This window comes from Spirulina sp. 06S082, assembly GCF_034932145.1.
Lineage (GTDB): Bacteria > Cyanobacteriota > Cyanobacteriia > Cyanobacteriales > Spirulinaceae > CCY15215.
This window is the reverse complement of the sequence record NZ_JAYGHV010000029.1, coordinates 1-18,076: the sequence shown is the minus strand read 5'-3', so window position 1 is coordinate 18,076 and position 18,076 is coordinate 1. Positions and strand designations below refer to the sequence as shown.

At 42.2% G+C, this 18,076-nt stretch carries 19 protein-coding genes; 7 read left to right on the top strand and 12 right to left on the bottom strand.

Annotation, left to right across the window (positions count from 1 at the left end; translation table 11 throughout):
• Positions 1 to 273 precede the first annotated feature (273 nt).
• Positions 274 to 645 (top strand): DUF2237 domain-containing protein, encoded by a 372-nt coding sequence (locus VB714_RS04320; protein WP_323221535.1) that lies wholly within the window; start codon positions 274 to 276, stop codon positions 643 to 645.
• Between the two features lie 88 nt (positions 646 to 733).
• On the top strand, positions 734 to 1,606 hold the full coding sequence (locus VB714_RS04315) for an MBL fold metallo-hydrolase (RefSeq protein ID WP_323221533.1): 873 nt from the start codon (positions 734 to 736) through the stop codon (positions 1,604 to 1,606).
• Between the two features lie 11 nt (positions 1,607 to 1,617).
• Here the strand turns inward: VB714_RS04315 and VB714_RS04310 are convergent, their stop codons facing one another.
• From VB714_RS04310 to VB714_RS04280, 7 genes are all read right to left on the bottom strand, one after another.
• The gene (locus VB714_RS04310) at positions 1,618 to 2,880 is read right to left on the bottom strand and encodes a transposase (protein WP_323221531.1); all 1,263 of its coding nucleotides are present in this window, start codon (positions 2,878 to 2,880) and stop codon (positions 1,618 to 1,620) included.
• A gap of 219 nt (positions 2,881 to 3,099) precedes the next feature.
• Complete coding sequence (locus VB714_RS04305; protein WP_323221529.1) at positions 3,100 to 3,462, bottom strand: hypothetical protein; 363 nt, start codon at positions 3,460 to 3,462, stop codon at positions 3,100 to 3,102.
• Positions 3,463 to 3,562: 100 nt separating this feature from the next.
• Positions 3,563 to 4,624 carry a hydrogenase expression/formation protein HypE gene (gene hypE / locus VB714_RS04300; RefSeq protein ID WP_323221527.1) on the bottom strand — a complete coding sequence of 354 codons (1,062 nt, stop codon included), beginning with the start codon at positions 4,622 to 4,624 and terminating at the stop codon, positions 3,563 to 3,565.
• A 220-nt stretch (positions 4,625 to 4,844) separates the two neighbouring features.
• Positions 4,845 to 5,321, bottom strand: a complete 477-nt coding sequence (locus VB714_RS04295; RefSeq protein WP_323221525.1) for an SRPBCC family protein — start codon at positions 5,319 to 5,321, stop codon at positions 4,845 to 4,847.
• A gap of 18 nt (positions 5,322 to 5,339) precedes the next feature.
• Positions 5,340 to 5,810 (bottom strand): DUF2656 family protein, encoded by a 471-nt coding sequence (locus VB714_RS04290; protein WP_323221523.1) that lies wholly within the window; start codon positions 5,808 to 5,810, stop codon positions 5,340 to 5,342.
• A 42-nt stretch (positions 5,811 to 5,852) separates the two neighbouring features.
• Positions 5,853 to 8,405: an HAD-IC family P-type ATPase gene (locus tag VB714_RS04285; RefSeq protein ID WP_323221521.1), complete on the bottom strand. Its 2,553-nt coding sequence runs from the start codon at positions 8,403 to 8,405 to the stop codon at positions 5,853 to 5,855.
• 262 nt (positions 8,406 to 8,667) lie between these two features.
• Positions 8,668 to 8,994, bottom strand: a complete 327-nt coding sequence (locus tag VB714_RS04280; RefSeq protein WP_323221519.1) for a hypothetical protein — start codon at positions 8,992 to 8,994, stop codon at positions 8,668 to 8,670.
• 85 nt (positions 8,995 to 9,079) lie between these two features.
• Here VB714_RS04280 and VB714_RS04275 point away from each other — a divergent pair, with 85 nt between their 5' ends.
• A complete protein-coding gene (locus VB714_RS04275) occupies positions 9,080 to 9,202 on the top strand; it encodes a hypothetical protein (RefSeq protein ID WP_323221517.1) in 123 nt (40 codons plus the stop codon).
• Here VB714_RS04275 and VB714_RS04270 read toward each other — a convergent pair.
• The gene (locus VB714_RS04270; RefSeq protein ID WP_323221515.1) at positions 9,199 to 10,251 is read right to left on the bottom strand and encodes a tocopherol cyclase family protein; all 1,053 of its coding nucleotides are present in this window, start codon (positions 10,249 to 10,251) and stop codon (positions 9,199 to 9,201) included. The two genes, VB714_RS04275 and VB714_RS04270, sit on opposite strands and share 4 nt — an antisense overlap.
• Positions 10,252 to 10,726: 475 nt before the next feature.
• Between VB714_RS04270 and VB714_RS04265 the strand changes: the two genes are divergently transcribed.
• Positions 10,727 to 11,173 carry a hypothetical protein gene (locus VB714_RS04265; protein WP_323221513.1) on the top strand — a complete coding sequence of 149 codons (447 nt, stop codon included), beginning with the start codon at positions 10,727 to 10,729 and terminating at the stop codon, positions 11,171 to 11,173.
• Between the two features lie 14 nt (positions 11,174 to 11,187).
• On the opposite strand, the gene VB714_RS04260 is transcribed toward VB714_RS04265, so the two are convergent.
• Complete coding sequence (locus tag VB714_RS04260) at positions 11,188 to 11,895, bottom strand: Uma2 family endonuclease (protein ID WP_323221511.1); 708 nt, start codon at positions 11,893 to 11,895, stop codon at positions 11,188 to 11,190.
• 232 nt (positions 11,896 to 12,127) lie between these two features.
• Between VB714_RS04260 and VB714_RS04255 the strand changes: the two genes are divergently transcribed.
• Complete coding sequence (locus VB714_RS04255; RefSeq protein ID WP_323221507.1) at positions 12,128 to 12,298, top strand: hypothetical protein; 171 nt, start codon at positions 12,128 to 12,130, stop codon at positions 12,296 to 12,298.
• A 56-nt stretch (positions 12,299 to 12,354) separates the two neighbouring features.
• On the opposite strand, the gene VB714_RS04250 is transcribed toward VB714_RS04255, so the two are convergent.
• Positions 12,355 to 12,615: a hypothetical protein gene (locus VB714_RS04250; protein WP_323221505.1), complete on the bottom strand. Its 261-nt coding sequence runs from the start codon at positions 12,613 to 12,615 to the stop codon at positions 12,355 to 12,357.
• Positions 12,616 to 12,840: 225 nt separating this feature from the next.
• Here VB714_RS04250 and VB714_RS04245 point away from each other — a divergent pair, with 225 nt between their 5' ends.
• Positions 12,841 to 13,158: a hypothetical protein gene (locus VB714_RS04245; protein WP_323221503.1), complete on the top strand. Its 318-nt coding sequence runs from the start codon at positions 12,841 to 12,843 to the stop codon at positions 13,156 to 13,158.
• A gap of 8 nt (positions 13,159 to 13,166) precedes the next feature.
• Entirely contained in the window at positions 13,167 to 13,295 is a 129-nt protein-coding gene (locus VB714_RS04240) for a DUF6760 family protein (RefSeq protein WP_275414384.1), read from the top strand.
• Positions 13,296 to 13,508: 213 nt separating this feature from the next.
• Here VB714_RS04240 and VB714_RS04235 read toward each other — a convergent pair whose 3' ends face one another.
• Positions 13,509 to 16,073, bottom strand: coding sequence for a CHAT domain-containing protein (locus tag VB714_RS04235; RefSeq protein ID WP_323221501.1), 2,565 nt, complete (start codon positions 16,071 to 16,073; stop codon positions 13,509 to 13,511).
• A gap of 45 nt (positions 16,074 to 16,118) precedes the next feature.
• Complete coding sequence (locus VB714_RS04230; protein ID WP_323221499.1) at positions 16,119 to 17,975, bottom strand: ShlB/FhaC/HecB family hemolysin secretion/activation protein; 1,857 nt, start codon at positions 17,973 to 17,975, stop codon at positions 16,119 to 16,121.
• Positions 17,976 to 18,076: the final 101 nt, after the last annotated feature.

Below are 18,076 nucleotides of genomic sequence, written 5' to 3'. Positions count from 1 at the left end.
AAAGAGCGCATCCAACAGACTATTGACGCTTGGTGGGAGAAAGCCGGTTATGGGGCGCGTTTATTGTTGCGTTCTTTGCTCCATAAATCCCAGTTGACTTTTTTCAACAGGCTCTTTCTTTGACGAGGGCATCCAATTCTACCTCTTTATCTCTGATTCCACAACCCAACTGAATTGGAGTCTTTTGTCAACCCCAAGACCTGAATCCTTACATCGCCTCCCTCTAGGATTTAGGATAAAAAGAGATAAAAATAGCAATTTCTCAAACTCAAAATGACAGACGCAAAAAATGTACTCGGTACTCCCTTAGAATGTTGCTGTACTTCTCCTATGACTGGCTTTTATCGAGACGGATATTGCAACACAGGAGGACAAGATTATGGCTCTCATGTTGTCTGCGTTAAAGTAACCCCGGCTTTCCTCCAATTCAGCAAAGCTCAAGGAAACGATCTAAGCACCCCTGTCCCTATGTATGATTTTCCTGGACTCAAACCAGGCGATCGCTGGTGTTTATGTGCCTCTCGTTGGCAAGAAGCCTTTGAAATCGGGGTTGCTCCTCCAGTGATTCTCGCCGCAACTCACGTAAGAGCATTGGAAGCGATCGCTCTTGAAGACTTGCAAAAACACGCTCTAACTTCGGCTTAAAGACAGGCGATCGCGGCAGATATGGACAGGAGCATCGCGATCGCAATTATAATAGAGAAATATTGTTAAAAAATTACGCTCTAAAATAATGGCTACACTGCAACAACGCCGACTTGAAAATGTTAGTGGTGACTTTTATGTAGATAAGACTTGTATTGACTGCGATACCTGTCGCTGGATGTCCCCGACAGTGTTTAATCGTGCGGGGGAAAAATCCGCCGTGTATCATCAACCTACCGATGAAAAAGAACGATTGCAAGCCTTGCAAGCCTTACTTTCTTGTCCTACCGCTTCTATTGGTACAGAAAACAAACCCACTGATATCAAAACAGCACAAAAAAGTTTTCCTCTAGCCATTGTTGAAAATATTTATCACTGCGGCTATCATGCAGAAAATTCCTATGGTGCAGCCAGTTACTTCATACAAAGACCAGAGGGGAATATATTAGTTGATTCTCCCCGCTTTTCTCCTCCTTTAGTCAAGCGTTTAGAGGAAATGGGAGGAATTCGCTATTTATATTTAACCCATCGGGATGATGTCGCCGATCATCAAAAATTTCAGCAACATTTTCACTGCGATCGCATTCTTCACAAGGATGAAATTAACAGCAGCACGCGAGAAGTTGAAATTCAACCCGAAGGCAATGAAACGATACAATTAGCACCCGATTTACTCATTATTCCCGTCCCAGGCCACACAAAAGGCCATACCGTTTTACTCTATCGAGATACCTTTTTGTTTAGTGGCGATCATTTAGCGCGATCGCGTCACACCGGAGATTTATACGCCTTTCGTCGCGCTTGTTGGTATTCTTGGGAAGAACAAATTATCTCAATGGAAAAGTTGGCCAATTATTCCTTTGAGTGGGTGCTTCCCGGTCACGGTCGGCGCTATAATGGCGATCGCGAAACCATCAAGCAACAAATGCAAAACTGTATAGCTTGGATGAAACAACATTGACCCTCCCCGCTCTAAAGAGACGGGGATTCGGAAGCAGTCCAATAATGAACTCTTACAGGCGTAGTCAAAACGCCGCTACTGACTTCTTTAAGACATAATCCTAAAGTTGCCGCTACTTTTCTCAAAATGTTCGCTGCTCCGTTGCAGTCAGCATTGACGAACAAACCATTCTGAGTGCAATATAATCCCCGCTTAATTCGCTTTCCTGATGGTTTCCAGCTTTCGGGTTTTGCACCGAATGTTGGCAAGAAATCATCATCTAAAAACGATGCTTTCGAGGTGTAACTTTCCTCAGTTTCAACAAATTCAATCCCGTACAGTTTACATAATTGCTTGATGCGTTCTTTGAGTTTGGCTGTGGGAATCTGCACGAACTTTTGGTTATTCTTAGCACCAATATTGATACCGTTCTTTTGTCCTTTGTTCCAACCAAAGACAACGCGACCGATGCCATTTTCTAAGCAATGGTTAATAACCAATCTCGCTGCTTTATTAACCGCATCCCGCATCTGACGGTTACGCTTTTCAGTGATGTGAGATAGTCTTTTAGACCAGAATCCTTGAGGTTTATTCTCCTTAATCGTCGCAATCTGTTTGTTGTACCATTGATTGACTGATTTGAGGTGTTTCCCATCTACAATAAAACTCGTTCTCGTATTGCTAATACAGGTTAACCAGTTGTCCAAACCATGATCGATACCGAGAACTTTATCCTTATCTAGCTCCATTTGCTGAGGTTCTAATTGATAAACCCACTCCACATAAAAGCACCCATTACGAGGGAGAATACGAATTTCTCTAATCTTTTTAAAGTCGAGATTAGCAGGAATTGGCAACAGAAACGCATCAACTCCGAAGGCTGCTTTTACTTTTAAACCTAGAGGAATTCTGACTTTATCCTCTTTTAGTCTCAGTGCTTGTTTAGGATAAGTTATTGTTCCCAATCCTCCCTTTTTCCGGTACTTAGGAAGTCGAGGACGGTTTTCTAATTCTCCTTTGAGGTACTTCTTAGAAAGTTCCTTATAGGATTTGAAAGACTCAGCAACGCCTCTTAAAGTTTGTTGTGCAGCTTGAGAGTGAAGAAACTGATAATTGAAATTTTGCTTCAGTTCTTTTTCTAGATCGTACTTTCCTGTGATATAGTTACACTTGAAGTACCACTGACGTGCCAAATAAACGCCACAGTTTATGAGTTTATTCGCTGTTCTACAAAGGTATTCAAGAAATGGCAAATTTTCTGAGTCTTTAATCAAGTTTTGTTGACAACCAAACAATTAACATCACCTCCTTTAATTGTTTTAGTTTACCACAAATAATTTCTTTCCACTACATTCCTCAAAGCCGACCTCCGCTTCGCTTAAGCGCTTGGGGGATGCTGAGGTTTCCTACTCCCTCCGGGAACGCTTCGCGAACAGCATATCCAACCAAGTAAGAGAGGACGGGGCTTTAAACCCAGTTTTTTGGTAAAGAAGCACCCATCATTCATTATTTTTTTAACTATTTGGTGTTGGGGAACAAGCAGTAACAATTTGCACAAATTCTTGAGCAGCTTCTCTATCTTGGGAAAAGCGCTGTGAAAGCGTGGCAAAATCTTCAAAACTATAACGATCTTGAATTTGCCAAATCATGCACTGACAAGCCGATCGCGCCATCGTTTCAGGAATGTTCGTCTGAGTCGTTGCCGAATTAGTACAACTATTCACAAATCTGCCCACAATTTCTTCAGGATAGGGATTTTCAGGGTTGCGGTCGGGAATCTGTTGGCTATTTACTGATTTAGGAATTACTACTGAAGCCGTCAAAACAATCAGAGTCACAATGCTAAAGCGCGATCGCGGATTGGAGAAACCTTTCATAAATTTGCAGACGAGTTATTGTACTAATCCCAATTCTACCATGTTCTTTTTTTCCTTGACGGATTGCTATTTTTTACCCTCAACAAGCAGCTAAATCTGCTTATCTTTTATATTCCAGAAAGCGTCTTCCCGCAGTCCCTTGTAATTGGATCAAACCCGTAGCGCGATCGCTACGACCAACGATAGTTCCAATTGCACAAGCACGAGGATTTTGAGTGCGGAGAATTTCCAGAGCCAGTTTAACTGAAGAAGGGGGAATAATCGCCAAAAAGCAGCCAGCACTGGCTGTATAGAGAGGATCGATTCCCCAGCTTTTGCTGGCTTCGCGCACATCTTTGCGAAGAGGAATGCTATTTTCGGCAATTTGTATCGTTAATTTTCCTGTTTGCGCGATCGCATTTAAAGCACTGGCTAGTCCTCCACGAGTGATATCCCGCAAACAGTGGATTTCTACCCTCGATTTGAGCAAATGTAAGATTAAACTCGCAAAAGGTGCAGAATCGCTGGCAATTGTTCCATCCCATTCTCGTCCTGCTTCCTGTGCTATCATCGCAATACCGTGGCGACCGATATCGCTATTCACCAGAATGACATCTCCTGGACGCACGGATAAAGGAGAAATTAAGAGATTATGTTCGATCGCACCCAATCCTGAAGTATTCACGATCATTCCGTCTATTGTTCCTTTGGGGACAACTCGCGTATCCCCCGCTACGATCTGTACCCGCGATTGCAAAGATGCTTGGCGCATAGATTGCACAATGCGCCATAATGTTTTGGTGGAAAAACCCTCTTCAATGATAAATCCAGTCGTGAGATAAAGGGGACGCGCACCGCTCATGCCTAAGTTGTTAATGGTACTATACACGGAAACCCCGCCGATATTTCCCCCTGGAAAAAAGAAGGGACGCATCATATAAGAGTTTGTACTAAAGGCAAGTTTTGGGCCAGGGACGACAATTTCGGTGGAGTCGTGAAGAGTTGGCGATCGCTGTCCTGGAAGTGTGAAAGCTGGTAAGAACATCTGTTCGATTAACTGCTGCATCAGTTTTCCTCCTTCTCCATGCTCGAGTCCCACGGTGGGATAGCGATCGATGGGAAAGGGACAGGAAAATTTACTACTTTGGGTTGTAGGCAATTGGGAAACAGCAGATCTAACCATGATGATTTTGCTTAGTTAAATATACGAAGCAGGACAATTCTTTTCCCAGTTTAGAATATCGCGATCGCGTTATAACTCTATTCTATTGCTCCCAGAAATTTAAGCCAGTTTCTCCCACAGATTTCGATCCAATTGCCGTTTTCCTCCTCTTCGTCCTCCTGCGACCTTTTTGAGACTATCTTGAGTTTTGTCGGAAATTAATATTTTTTTCTCACTCTAATTAACTTGACAAATCATCAATACTATGATAGGCATTTTCACATTTTTGTTGCGTTACCTCATGACGATAACGAAACATATCCCGCAAGCGCAACTCCACCCACCAACCGAGGAAAAATTCAGCTAACCCACCTCCAGGAAGTTCGTATGCGATCGCATCAGTTAATCTCGTTTGTCCTCCCTCGTCGTCGAATTGGTGACGATGCTGCCAAGAAACTAGGGGACCCTCAATTTGTTCGTCAATAAAGAAACAATATAGCTTGAAGTGGGTATGACGTGCCACCCAAGTCACCGGAATAAAGCCAATAAATAGGCGAAATTCAGAAATTGCACCCACTCCTAAACCTCCTTCACGACGAATAACCTTTACAGGTTGCCAAGGGGGTGTTAAAACTTGCAAAATATCGGCTCTTTCGTGAAAATTCCAAACCGTTTCCACCGACGCATCAATGAGAGTTGAATATTTAAAATTTAGCATTTAATTGGGTTCGAGAAATTAAACTTGTAGTTCAACTCGAAAAATAGTCGGTTTGCGATCGTTTTCTTCCTTCCAACCAATGGAGTCGAGAAACGCTGCAATTGATTCTGTTTCTACAACATCAACTCCCCATTCTCCAGTTTGAAGACTGTCGGGATCGGAACTCGCGACGGGAGTTTGTTTCTGTCCGGCTAAAATGAGAATATTATAGAAACTTTTTGGATATACTTTTTGTATCTTTCGAGTTTCGGCTAGAGCTTCAGCACAGATTTCTCCTACTTTTTTAGGTTCTAATACTTCAGGATCAAAAAGAATTTCAAGCATCCAGTGAGCATGATCTAAAGGACGACAACTCATATCGGTGCGATCGCCCAATTCTTCCAGAAAAAGGGACACAAATGCTTCTCGAGAAATTTCGGGAACAATTGTTTCAGTCAAGGCAAAATTATGAGCAAGGAGCATTCTTCCTTGGGGGCGATCGAGAGTCATTTTTATTACCCAATTGATTTTTAATTTTATGGCATTTTTATTTTATTCTAATTCGATCCCTAAAAAGCGATCTAATAATTTTGTTCGCCATAAATAGCGCAAGACCAAACACCAGGCCAAAGCCACCAAACCAAGAATACAATAATCCAGCCAACTTAACAAAGATAGTTCAAAAAAGTTGCGCGTGACCGGAATAGCGAGTATGAGACAATATACACCCAATAATGCGATCGCAATGCCTGTATAGCGCCAATCTTTAGATAGTGCTTCTCCACCTACCCAAGCTGTGGTTGGAGGTTTGAGAAAAGGAATTAATAGCAACCCGCACCAAACCAAAATTGTCACCAAAGCACTGCGAGGAATAGCCAGAAGGCGATCGCTTAAAAATGCGCCCTGCAAACTAACAATAGCATTACATAAACTCAAACTCGCCGATCCCGATAATCCTAGTGCTAAAGAAGTCATAACTTCGCTATCTGTTGCATCCCAAAGACTCTTAACCAAATATCCCAAATATACTCCCAACCCTGTTAAAGTCATGCTTAAAGTAGCAGGAAGGGTAAAAGTTAATAAAGATCGAACAATACTACCTCGAGGAAATTGTCCCGTTTTTGCCCAAATTGGCATAAACATGGTTGGTAGTCCAACAGCAACAATGGTGACGACAGCACTATGTTTATTCAACAGAGGAAAAGTCCCTAAAACTTGTCCCGTTGCAAAAATAATTAACGTTACCACAAATACCCGAACCATGAACAATTTTAGAACATCTTGAATACCATTACGAATGCGCTGACCTTCCAGAAAGGTATGAGGAAGAGATGCAAAAGAATCTTTTAATAGCACAATATCCGCAGCATTTCGCGTCGCTTTACTGCCGCTTTCCATTGCAATCCCTAAATTTGCTTTTTTTAAAGCTAAAACGTCATTTACTCCATCTCCCATTGCTGCAATATAATGTCCCTCTTTTCGTAAACTCCCCACTAATTGGGCTTTTTGTTCTGGTGTAATGCGCCCAAAAATTTGATATTTTTTAGCAGCGCGAGTAAATTCAGCATCATCCATTTGCGCTAACTCTACACCAGAAATAATCGGTATTTTCTCTCCTAATCCTACCTGTGTTGCCAGAGAAGCCACTGTATCGGGATTATCTCCTGAAATAATCTTTAAGTCAATTCCTGCGGTAGTAAAACCGGCTAGAGTTTCTTTTACATTGGGGCGTAATTCGTCCCCAAAACTGATAATTCCTAGGGGAGTAAAACTGGCTATATTTGGGTCTAAATCTCCAGATATAGATGTGGAAGAGAGAAAATTTTTAATTTCATTTAATGCTAAAATTTGAGGATGATGAATGAGGAGGAGAACCCGCAATCCTTGTTTAGTTAGGTCTTTAATTTTGTCCTGGTGAATTATGCTTAAAGAAGCGCGATCGCCTAACATCTCTGGTGCGCCGAGAATATAGGTTCCATGTCGTTGAGAATCATCGAAAACGATCGCGCTCCATTTTCGCGTTGAAGAGAAGGGAATTTCCCCAGTGACTGTTCGTTTTATTCCTGGACAAACTAGGGCGATCGCCTCACTCGTTTTGTTTTTTGCTGTACTATTAACAACATAATCTCCTAAAATTTCTCGCAACTCTAAATCGGAAATATCAATCGCATCGCGGCGATGAAGATGAATTCGATTAGCCGTCAAAGTTCCTGTTTTATCCAAGCACAAAATATCAACATTACTCAAGGATTCGACTGCATTGGCCTGTTGAATTAATACCTCTTGACCCACCATTCGCACTGCTCCCAAAGCATAAGCCAAAGTAATTGATAAATATAAACCACTGGGGACTAATCCAGCAATTACGGCGGCTCTTTGTACGCCATCTCGAAAGTTTAAAAACCCCGTCCAAACAGCAATTCCAACTAAAATCCAAAGGAAAATTGCCAGTAGGAGAAAAATGCGAATAACAATATTAATTTCTAATTGTAAAGGCGTGTAAGTTTTGCGAAATTCTCGTGCTTTTGCGGTAATTTGATAGGCAACGCTGGCTTTGCCAACTTGAGTCACTTGATAATAAGTACTGCCGCTCGTACAAATGCTTCCCGAATAAACTGTATCTCCGGTTTGTTTGGCGATCGCATCAGATTCTCCCGTGAGTAGAGATTCATCGACTTCAACTCCAGTTTCGCCAATAATTTCTCCATCAACAACAATTTGATCCCCCATTTCTAGCACGAGAATATCACCCATCACAATCTCTTTAGGGTCTATATTGCGTTCTTTCCCTGCCCGAATTACCGTTGCTTGGGGACGAGTTAATAAGGCAATGCGATCGAGTTTTTGTTTTGCCCAAACCTCTTGCAAAACATTGATAATTATCCCTCCTAAAATCACCACTCCTACTAAGACGGCATCGCCAACTCGTCCTAAAAAAATCAAGAAAATACTCAGGGTAAAAAAGACAGTATTAATAAAAGTAAACAGATTTTCTTGGAGAATTTGTAAATAAGAGCGACTGGTTTCCAGGGTAACATTATTTCCTTGACCTGCTTTGCGTCGCGCGATCGCCTCAGCTTCACTTAAACCTGTAGGGGTAGACATATTGATTCAACGAAACGATAATAGAACTTACGCATTAGCGGGCAGGATGCCCGCACTACCATGACGATAGAATACAGTAGTGGGAGCGTCTCGCTCTCTAGCTGCAAGCAGAATCAGCGCAACAAGAGATTGAAACGTTTATTGCGAGAAAATAATATTGATTTCAATTCTCGATAATTGTTAGTTACGCGATCGCGCTTCAGAAAAGTAGGACTTACGCATTAACGGGTTGTTGAGGCGATCGCCTGAATGGAGTGGGTTATCACTGGAGTTGAGGATCATTTTCCGTACACCGGGGGGTATCATTTTGAGTATTAGTGATTAAAAATGCACTCAAAGAACTTTTGAACTCCAATTCTTCTAACTTGATATCATTAGAAGATATTTTTCCATATTTTGTGTTTTTGGTTTTTTCATCAAAAAAAGTCATCCCTTCTACTTGTTTTAATTGCTCTAACACTTGTTCTAAATTTTTTGTCTTACTAATTATTGTGGTTGTATCCGGTAATATGATTTTTGTAATCCATTGCGCTACTTTTCGAAAGAACGCAACAATAAACGCGCCCCATAACCGGCTTTCTCCCACCAAGCGTCAATAGTCTGTTGGATGCGCTCTTTAAACGATTCTGCCCAACTCGCATAGGCACTTGCTTCTTGGGTTTCTCGCCTTTGAGATGGCAGTTGCTCGAATTTTCATTCTTCTACATTACTTACTCTTCTCTTTTTGTCAACCCCTCGACCTGAATGCTTACGAGGCGATCGCAATTGATAACTTAAAACTCGAGGTAATTTCTTAGTGCATCCAAGATTCATCCCAAGGTTGACCCCCAATTTCTAACCCGCAAACTGAACTATTTGCTTGCAAAATTACTGCTCCTCCTCGCTTGCGTAATTCTAATTGTAAATCTCCCTTCATCGTGTCTTGGCAACAAAATATTAATCCCGATTCTGTGGGCGCTCTGAGGGGAATTCCCCGGCGATCGGTGCTGCCAATGAGTTCTACTTCATATTCAGAATTTTGCGCCTGCATTTGCCATTTTCCCCAAGGTTCAACCTGCCATTTTATGCTTGCATTCCAAGGAACAAACTCGTAGAATTTCCCTTGATAGTGAATGCCAATTAATCCCACCGATTCCATCCACCACATTACTTTTCTTCTTCCTCCTCCTGCGGTTAAAGCCAGATCGTTTTCTCCTGTAAAGGCATTGCAGTTTAACCAAAACCATTTCTGAGGAAAAGAATTTCCCCAATTTTTTTCACTATAGGCCGGAGCATCAGTAAAATAATATCTTTGCTCATTCCAATCGATCCATCCTGTTGCTAAACCATGCGCCATTAAAATTTGCCATCCCGGTTCAAAAATCGGAAAACGAGATAGCCAACCGGCGGTAGATTGTTGGGGAGAATTGGCATTTCCCCAGCCATAAATAGGTTGAATAGTATATTGCCAGCGACAGTAAAACTTGGTGGCTGGATCGCGAATAAACCCTTGATTGAGCCTATCTGTTGCTTGATATCCTTCCTGAATATTTTGGGTAAATTCTTCGGGATCGAGTTCTTGAGGAGGAATATCTAAATCTCTTTTTCGCCAATGTCCTAAAGCAAGGCGATCGCCCTCTGCCCAAAATAATTTAGCATCGGGAAAAGTGCGCCATAAATACTCATCGTTTGCCCCTAATATTTGTGCCGATCCACCACTATATTGCCCTCCCAAGGGGTCTTCCAAAGAATACATAAAAGCAAAAGTCTGTTGGAGTTGAGGCAGGGTAACGCGATAGTACCAACCTTCAAAAAAGCGTCGGCTGATTCCATCCCAATGATAACCACTATGAGGATTTTGAGGCATTTTAATTCTTATTTCCTGATTTTAGTATAGATAGAAATTCCGCCGCGATCGCCTCTCTCAATAGAGAGCAGGTCAACTGTGTAAGAACAAAAAAACTAAGGAGGGATTACAGATTATTATTTAGCAGTGTCTAAATTTTCTCCTCTCATCCCTATATCTATTCTGCCCATTTGTCAAGTAGTTCTTTTGTTCAGCAGGTTTGACCTGCTCCCTTTCGATCTGCCTACTTTTGGGTTGTCCGATTATGTTATGGGTTAGAATAGTAAGTTGTGAGATGGCAACATCTAGCCTGTCAAACAAAAAGCCCAACGCGCAGAAAACATTAACTTTTCAAAGGATTCAGAAACATGGAACTCTTATTTTATATAATTCTTTGTGTTATAAGTGCAATATGGACGGTTAGTATATTAGTATAGAAGAGGAAAAACCAAGTGTTGGTGATGTTATTGGCGGTTCTGTCTTAATATTTATTCTTATGTGTGGAGTTACACTTGTAATAGGATTACCTCTATTTATTCTTCTAGAAGTAGGAGCTTTACCCGTATCTATCGGAAATATATTGTCTTTTCTAATCATTGCTGGTCCTTTCTTCGTGCCAATTTTTAGCTACTGCGTCAAAAACTCACCTAAAGATTATACACCTAAAAAAAAGCCCAAGGGTCCGCCAATTTATAATCTTCGTTTTGATATGGATCTGTATTTTAAACATGGCTATCAAGAAAGTGATGGGATTTGGTATTTAACTCTGAGAGGACAACTTACTGCTTATTTCACTTCAGGAATGGATCGGGGAAAAGTGTATAGAGGGAATGAAATCACAAGTGTAGGAACCGGGTATTCTGAATCTACGGCACTTGCAGACGCACAATATAAATTCAACTTGGAGGTGGAGCGTGCAAAGAAGAACATGATGAATCTTTAAATAATTTGCTGAATTCAAGTCTCATCTGGGTTGATGCCATTTTCGATGAGCAATTGTCTGAATCGTTCGGCTCTTGCTTGTGCGGCTTCTTTTTCTAGCCTTTCCTGTTCTTCCCGTTCCGTTGAAGTTGGAATCCAATTCAGGGAATCGTCGTAAAAACGCAACCATAAGCGATCGATTCTCTTATGATTTCCTTGCCACAGTCCCAATCCTAACCCCAATTCTTCTAACCACAAGCGATTATCGGTTATTTCTAACTCTTGATATTGCCTACCTTGCAAATGAAATGCTCGAAAAGAATTCTGGGTGCGGTCATAAACAACATAATACGGCACTTGCAGAATTTGTTCGTAAACTTCCCATTTTGTGGGATTTCCATCGGGATCTGATTCAACTTGTCCTAAGTCTTGGGCTTGGGTACTGGGGGATAATAACTCCACGATGATAAAAGGATTGATTCCTTCTTGCCAAATGACATAACTCATTCTTAAATCTCGGTCTTCGTAAAGTCGAGGAACTCCCACAACCCCAAACCAATCCGGACGCTTGTATCGTCGCGTGTTGTCCGCATCATAGTAGATGTTGAGATCCATTGCTGAAAATACCTGCTCTGGTGAGTAGGTCAAAGGTTGAAATGTTTGCTCGAGAAGTTCGGCTTGTATGGGATGGTATTGGTCGGGCAAACCGGGTTCTCCTACTTCTTCACTCGGTAAATCGTACATGGTGGGCAGGTCTCTCCTCTTGGGGGAGGTTGGGAGTGGGTTCTGCTGCCGAGTTTGGGAAAGGTTAACCATATCGCGATAAAAAGATCGTTTCCCTAATCGTATCGTTAATTTCCCAGTTGAGCGGAGGTTTACTCCTACTTTGTCCGGACAAACTCACAACTTGCTACCCGAGTTGAAGGTCGCATTTTGAGCGATCGCTTCTCCTGCTTCCGAGTCATTTTAAGCCATAATGAGTCAGATCGAGTCACAAATTGAAGAGTGCGATCGCCGCAATTACTTCATTCTCAATTTGTTTTGCTTCACTCTCAATTCTTTGGATAGAGGAGAGAAGCGCGATCGCATTCTCCTTTTGTCAATAATTCTACAAGGATATCTTGAGGATTGGATTGAGCAAACATGATTCTACTATTGCATTCTAAATATTACCAGAAAAAGCACTCCAAACAAAGCACTCAATCAAGTAAAAAGATTCACTTGTTCGGCTAACCAAGAATCCGTCGGTTCTCCGTCTTTTCGCTTGAGTTCAATTTCTACAACCATTGCTGCTACTGCTCTTGGTGGTGCAGGTTTTTGATGAAAAATAATCTCGTATTCGTCGGGGTCTTCATTGCGCTCTAATAGCCAATCACGAACCTTCAAGGTACAAAACATAGATTGTCCTTGCTCAAACATTCGAGTGATTTGCATTCGTAAAGTGTAGGGATTAATTCTACCCATAATTTGTTCCTCTAAATCTTGGTAATTGAATTAGTTTTGTCTTGATAGCGCGATCGCTTTGGAGATTTTCTCAAAAACTGCAAAAATAGCTGCTTTTTATGTTACTATAATTCCTCCTGTAATGGCAAATACAATGAGGAAACTCTATCCTCCCGTCTTGCTCTTTCTATTTCTGATTATATTCTGATTAAATCTGAGAACGAGGAAAACCACAGATCGCCAATTATGATTTCTACAAAGTACAATTTTACCCTCCCGAAGGGTTTAATCGATAAAGAGGGCAACCTATATCGTACTGGGATGATGCGCTTGGCAACCGGAGCCGATGAACTGATTGTCCAGAAACATCCTCTCGTGTTGGAAAATCCTGCTTATCGAATGTTAGTTGTCTTGTCCCGCACGATCGTTCAATTGGAGGAATTATCCACAATTTCGATCGCAATTCTTGAAGATTTATTTTTAATAGATTCTGATTATTTACAAAGTTTTTATAATCAAATTAACGGCTGGGGAGGGGAAATGTTAGCAGTGGGGGAGTCATAGGCTATCCCTTGGATCGCTTATACCAAGAGATAGCCTATATTGCTCTCAATTTTCACTGGCCGTTAGAGGATATTCTACAATTAGAACACGCGGAAAGACAGCGATGGATAGAGCAAATTAATCAATTGATGGGATAGGATTATTGGGTTGTTTAACCGAATTTGATGTTATAACTCAACTTGCTAGTTATTGATTCGATCCCCCCCCAGCCCCCATCGTTGAAAAGCGAAGCATCCTCTATCCTCCCCCTTTTCAAGGGGGATAAGAGGGGAGAATCCGGAAGTCCCCCTTTTTAAGGGGGATTTAGGGGGATCGAAACGTATCCTATTTTTAACTAGCAACTCGGGTTATTATAACCAATTACCCACCAAAATAAATGGAGCCCAAAAATAGGGATGTCCGTTATATTTGGGATTCTTTAAAACAGTGATTTGGGCGCGGCGCAATGCTTCTGCTTTAGTCACTTTTTCTTTCAGTAACTCTGAATAAAACTGCTGCATTAATTCCGAAGTTGCTTCATCATTCACTAACCATAAACTTGCCATTGTACTGCGAGCGCCCGCCCTCACTGCAACCCCAGCAATTCCCAGGGCTGCCCGCCGATCGCCGCTTGCGGTTTCGCAGGCACTAAACACTAAAAGCTCGATCGCCTTCGATCCCCCCAATCCAGCCGTGCGTAAAAGTTCGCTCAATTCGTTAACATTAATTTGATCGTCCCAAGTGAGAATATAAGTATCTGCTGCACTGGAACTAAAATTTCCGTGAGTGGCAAAATGGATAATAGGAAAGGGAGCAGAGTCGATCGCCTTTTGAATGGTGGCTTCTGTGAAATTCTCGTTGAGTAGCACTTCTCCCGCAACACGGTCGCTAATTTCTGTCAGTTCGACTTCAACCCCAGGCAGGGCGTTAAACCCTTGGCGGGCAAGGGAAACACCGGCTTTGAGTACGCGAATTTCTTCCCGTTGTAATGCCCCCGAGTCGGTTAATTCTAACCCAGGAGCCACGGCGATCGCGTATTTTTCAATTAAAAACTGTTCGCCATCATAAAGCGCCCCCATGGGAATCCCTCGCAATACGCCATCGGGGATGAAAACAAGGGTTTCGACTTGACTTTGCGCCAATTGTCCCTCAATGGGTCGAATTAACCACTCATAGACTTCTTTTGCATCGTGCCGAAAGGAAAATCGATTCGCTTGAGTGAGGGAAGTGCGAAGGGCTTGCACGGTGCGATCGACTGTTTCTTGGGGGAGTTGGGTGGCATAATGGCTTAAGGGTTGCCCCGGTAAGCTGAGGATGACTTCTAGGCGATCGCGGAGAATAATCGGGTAGAAAATGGCGGCTTTGCGATCGATGCGATCGACATTGACGGGTTTTGCATTCAAACACGCCGATCGGAAGAAGTTATCAAGTTCGGCTAATTGCAGGGATTCAATGGTTTTACGTGCCTGTTCGATGTCTGCGGGACTGGCTGTTCCTTCTTCGGGTTCTAATAATAAACTCACGAATTCCCGATAAACGGGTTCGACGCTTTCCCGGAAGGAGAATTGTAAATCTGAATTGGTGACTTCCGATTGAATCGCGGCTAAATCGCTTCGCAGGGTTTGCAGGGTGTTGACGGCTTCGCGATAGGCAGAAATCGCCCCGGCGCGATCGCCTCCAGTGGCTTTTAAAAGCCGTCCTAGCTGCCATTGCCAGGAATAGGTAATATCGGGTGCATCGATGGATTGAGCGACGATTAAGGCTTGTTGAGTGAGGTCTAGGGCTGCATCCAGTTGTTGGGTTTGTTCGTAGACTTGGCCGAGGTATCCTAAAGCATAAGCGCGGGCGCGATCGTCTCCCAAAGTTTGAGCCTGTTGAGTGGCGATCGCCAGTTCTCGGGCGCTGGTTGGTGCGAATTCTGAGGGGGAAAGCTGCATTAAGCTATGGGACAAATTGATTCTGGCATAAATGGCGGCGCGACTGAGGGGTAATTGTTCTATCTCTGCATCGATCTGGGGGAGTAAATTTCTGGCGGCTTGGGTCTTTTCCTGTTCAATTAATAAACTAAACTGATTGAGTTGTGCTTGGGTTTTAGTTAGGGGTGAAGGGGAAAGATTGGCAACTTGTTGATAGAAATTGAGGGATTCATCAGTGTTTCTTTGTACTCTTGCAAGATTGCCCAAACTCAAGAGAATATTGCTGAGAACTTGGGGAGATTGCAGATTTTTGGCGACGGAGAGACTCTCATTTAAACTGTCTTGGGATTTGCCCAAATCTCCCACTAAACGCAGGGTATCTCCTAAAGATCGCAATCCTAGGGCTTTGGTAATAGAGTCGGGTTGTGTCTCTAACTGAGTTTTAACGGTTTCGAGAGTTTTTAAAGCCAAGCGAAATAATCCGGCTGATTGCATCGCGGTGGCTTGATGAATTTGGGTGCGAATTTTCCCTTCGTTGTCTCCCAAGTCTTGGTATATCTTTGCAACTTTTTCCCATAAGGCGATCGCCTTTTCCGGCTGTCCTTTGCTGAGTTCTAAACTGGCTTGAATATTTAAGGTTTGCGCCAAAATGCGATCGCGTCCTTTTGCATCTATGCGTTGCAGAATTTCTAAACTGTCGGCGATCGCTTCTTCGGCTGTGGCGATCGCTCCCATTTGGCGATAAGTTAAAGCCAGATTGCTTGAGATCGCGGCCTCCTCGAGTTCATCTCCTTGGCTTTGATAGACTTGTAGGGACTGTTGCAGGATAGCAGCAGCTTCAGCATAACGTCCAGCTTGATAAAGGGTCTTTCCTTGCTGTTCGAGGGCGATCGCGCTGTTGGGGACAGGATTCGCTACAATCGAAGGAGGGGTGAGTAGTAAGGAAAGAATTAGAACGGCGATCGCTAAAAGTCCCCATTTTATCTGCTTCCAAATTGAGTTTTTAAATAGTCGTTTCATGGTTAGTTTATAGTGGTTAGTGTATAGTTTATAGTTGAGAGTTAATTAGAATAGATAATTAATTGAAAAATACAGCCCATTTTCCTGCAAAGTATTTGGAGTGGAATCGAGATTGGTTAAAGGAATACCCCAATCAAGACGGATATTTAAACGCTCCCATTGCTGCCATCGCAATCCTAATCCAAAAGAACTAATAACATTGGTGTCAAGAGTATTATCTTCTGTATTGTTCCAACCCAGACCAAAATCAATAAATGGAGCGATTTGCAATAGTCCTTGAATTTCGGGAACTCGCACCAGGGGAATTCTTAGTTCTGCTGTTGCTACCACTCCATTATCTGCCAATAAAACATCCTGACGATAACCTCGAACAGTTTCTTGTCCCCCCATCGCAAATTGTTCTAATGATAACATAGGGCGATCGCTAATTTGCGAATCTGCTCGCAGGACAAATAAAGTATCTTCTGCTAACAATCTTACCCATTGAAATTGTCCTTGCCAGGAGAAAAAGTTACTATCTGGAGACTCAGTATTTTGGGTAGAATCAAACCAATTAACCCCTAAATTAAACTGAGAACGAGCAGCTAAAACTTCTCGTTCGCTGCGTTTTGTCCACTCTTGAAAAAAACGCAAAACCGATAATTTTGTTACCCCATCATCGTCTGCACCATTAGATAAAGGAAAGGGAATATCTAATAGTGTTGTCGCGCTAGTTTGATGAGAAAATGTCAAACCCATGACAAACTCTTCTGACGGTGTTTGTCGAATTGGCTGCCTCAATGTTACTTCATAATAACTAGATTTGGAGCGAATATCCAGAATATCAAACGGTTCTTCAATAACCGTACTCGATGTATTTCCCAAAGCAAGGCGCACGGTTCCGTTGTAAGGATTTAAAGGCAATGTATAGCTAAAATCAAACCCATTACTGCCCGTCGTATTACTATAACCCAGAGCAAGACTATCTCCCAAACCCAATACATTTCCTTCGATAATATTAATTCCTCGGCGATCGCTACCCACACTTGGAGAACGAGAGTTACTAAAAGGCAATTGTACGCTAAAACTATCTGCTTCTCTAACCTCAACTTCTAAGATATTTGAGCCTATTTTTGTCCCCGTTGATAACTCAGAAGAAAGGTTCTCAATTAAAGGATCGAGTTGCAAGAGTTGGAGGGCTTCTTGCAAGCGTTTCACATTGAGAGGAGGTTGTACGGCAATTCCCAAACGACTGCGAATATAGTTAGGATGGAGTCGGTTTGTTCCTTGAATGTTGATTTCTTCAATTTCTCCTTCAATGACTTGAATTTGAATAACACCATCCTGACTATTTTGCGGTGGAATAAAAGCACCTGTTGTAATATAACCGCGATCGTGATAATACTGAGTAATCTTAGAACGAACTTGTAATAGTTCCGCAAAAGAAATAGGACGATTAGTGTATTCTCTGGTAATTTCTGCTAATTCTTCCTGGCTAAATATAGTGCTGCCAATTACTTCAAAACTTTGAACTTCGATCGTTCCAGGAATATTTTCCTCTGGAGTAAGTTCGGGGTTTTCTAAAGTTGGTTCTAGAGGAGTAAGAAGTTCTGAAGGAGGAGGAAGGCGAGGGATTTGTGGCTCGGGTAAAGGGTTTGTAGAGGGTGGTTCATCTGGAGAAATAATTTGAGCTTGTAAAACATTTTCGCGATCAAAAATAGAAGAAAACACTGCTATTTTTTCTCTATCTTCTTGGAGATTGAAAGAGCGCGATCGCAAAGATGATTCTATTTCTTTCTTTGGCACAATAGTTACAGCCATTACCTTTTTAACCGTGAGGTTAAGCGTAAGCTGAAAAGGCAAAGCGATCGTGCTGACAACAACAATATAACGAGCAAAGCGAGAGGCGATCGCAACTGGCATGATATAACCTGAAGATCGAGCAGAATTTTATCTTAAACTATAGCAGAAATTCAATCCAGAAATTTTCTCCAGAAATTGGTTAAGATTAAAAGAGTAGAAAC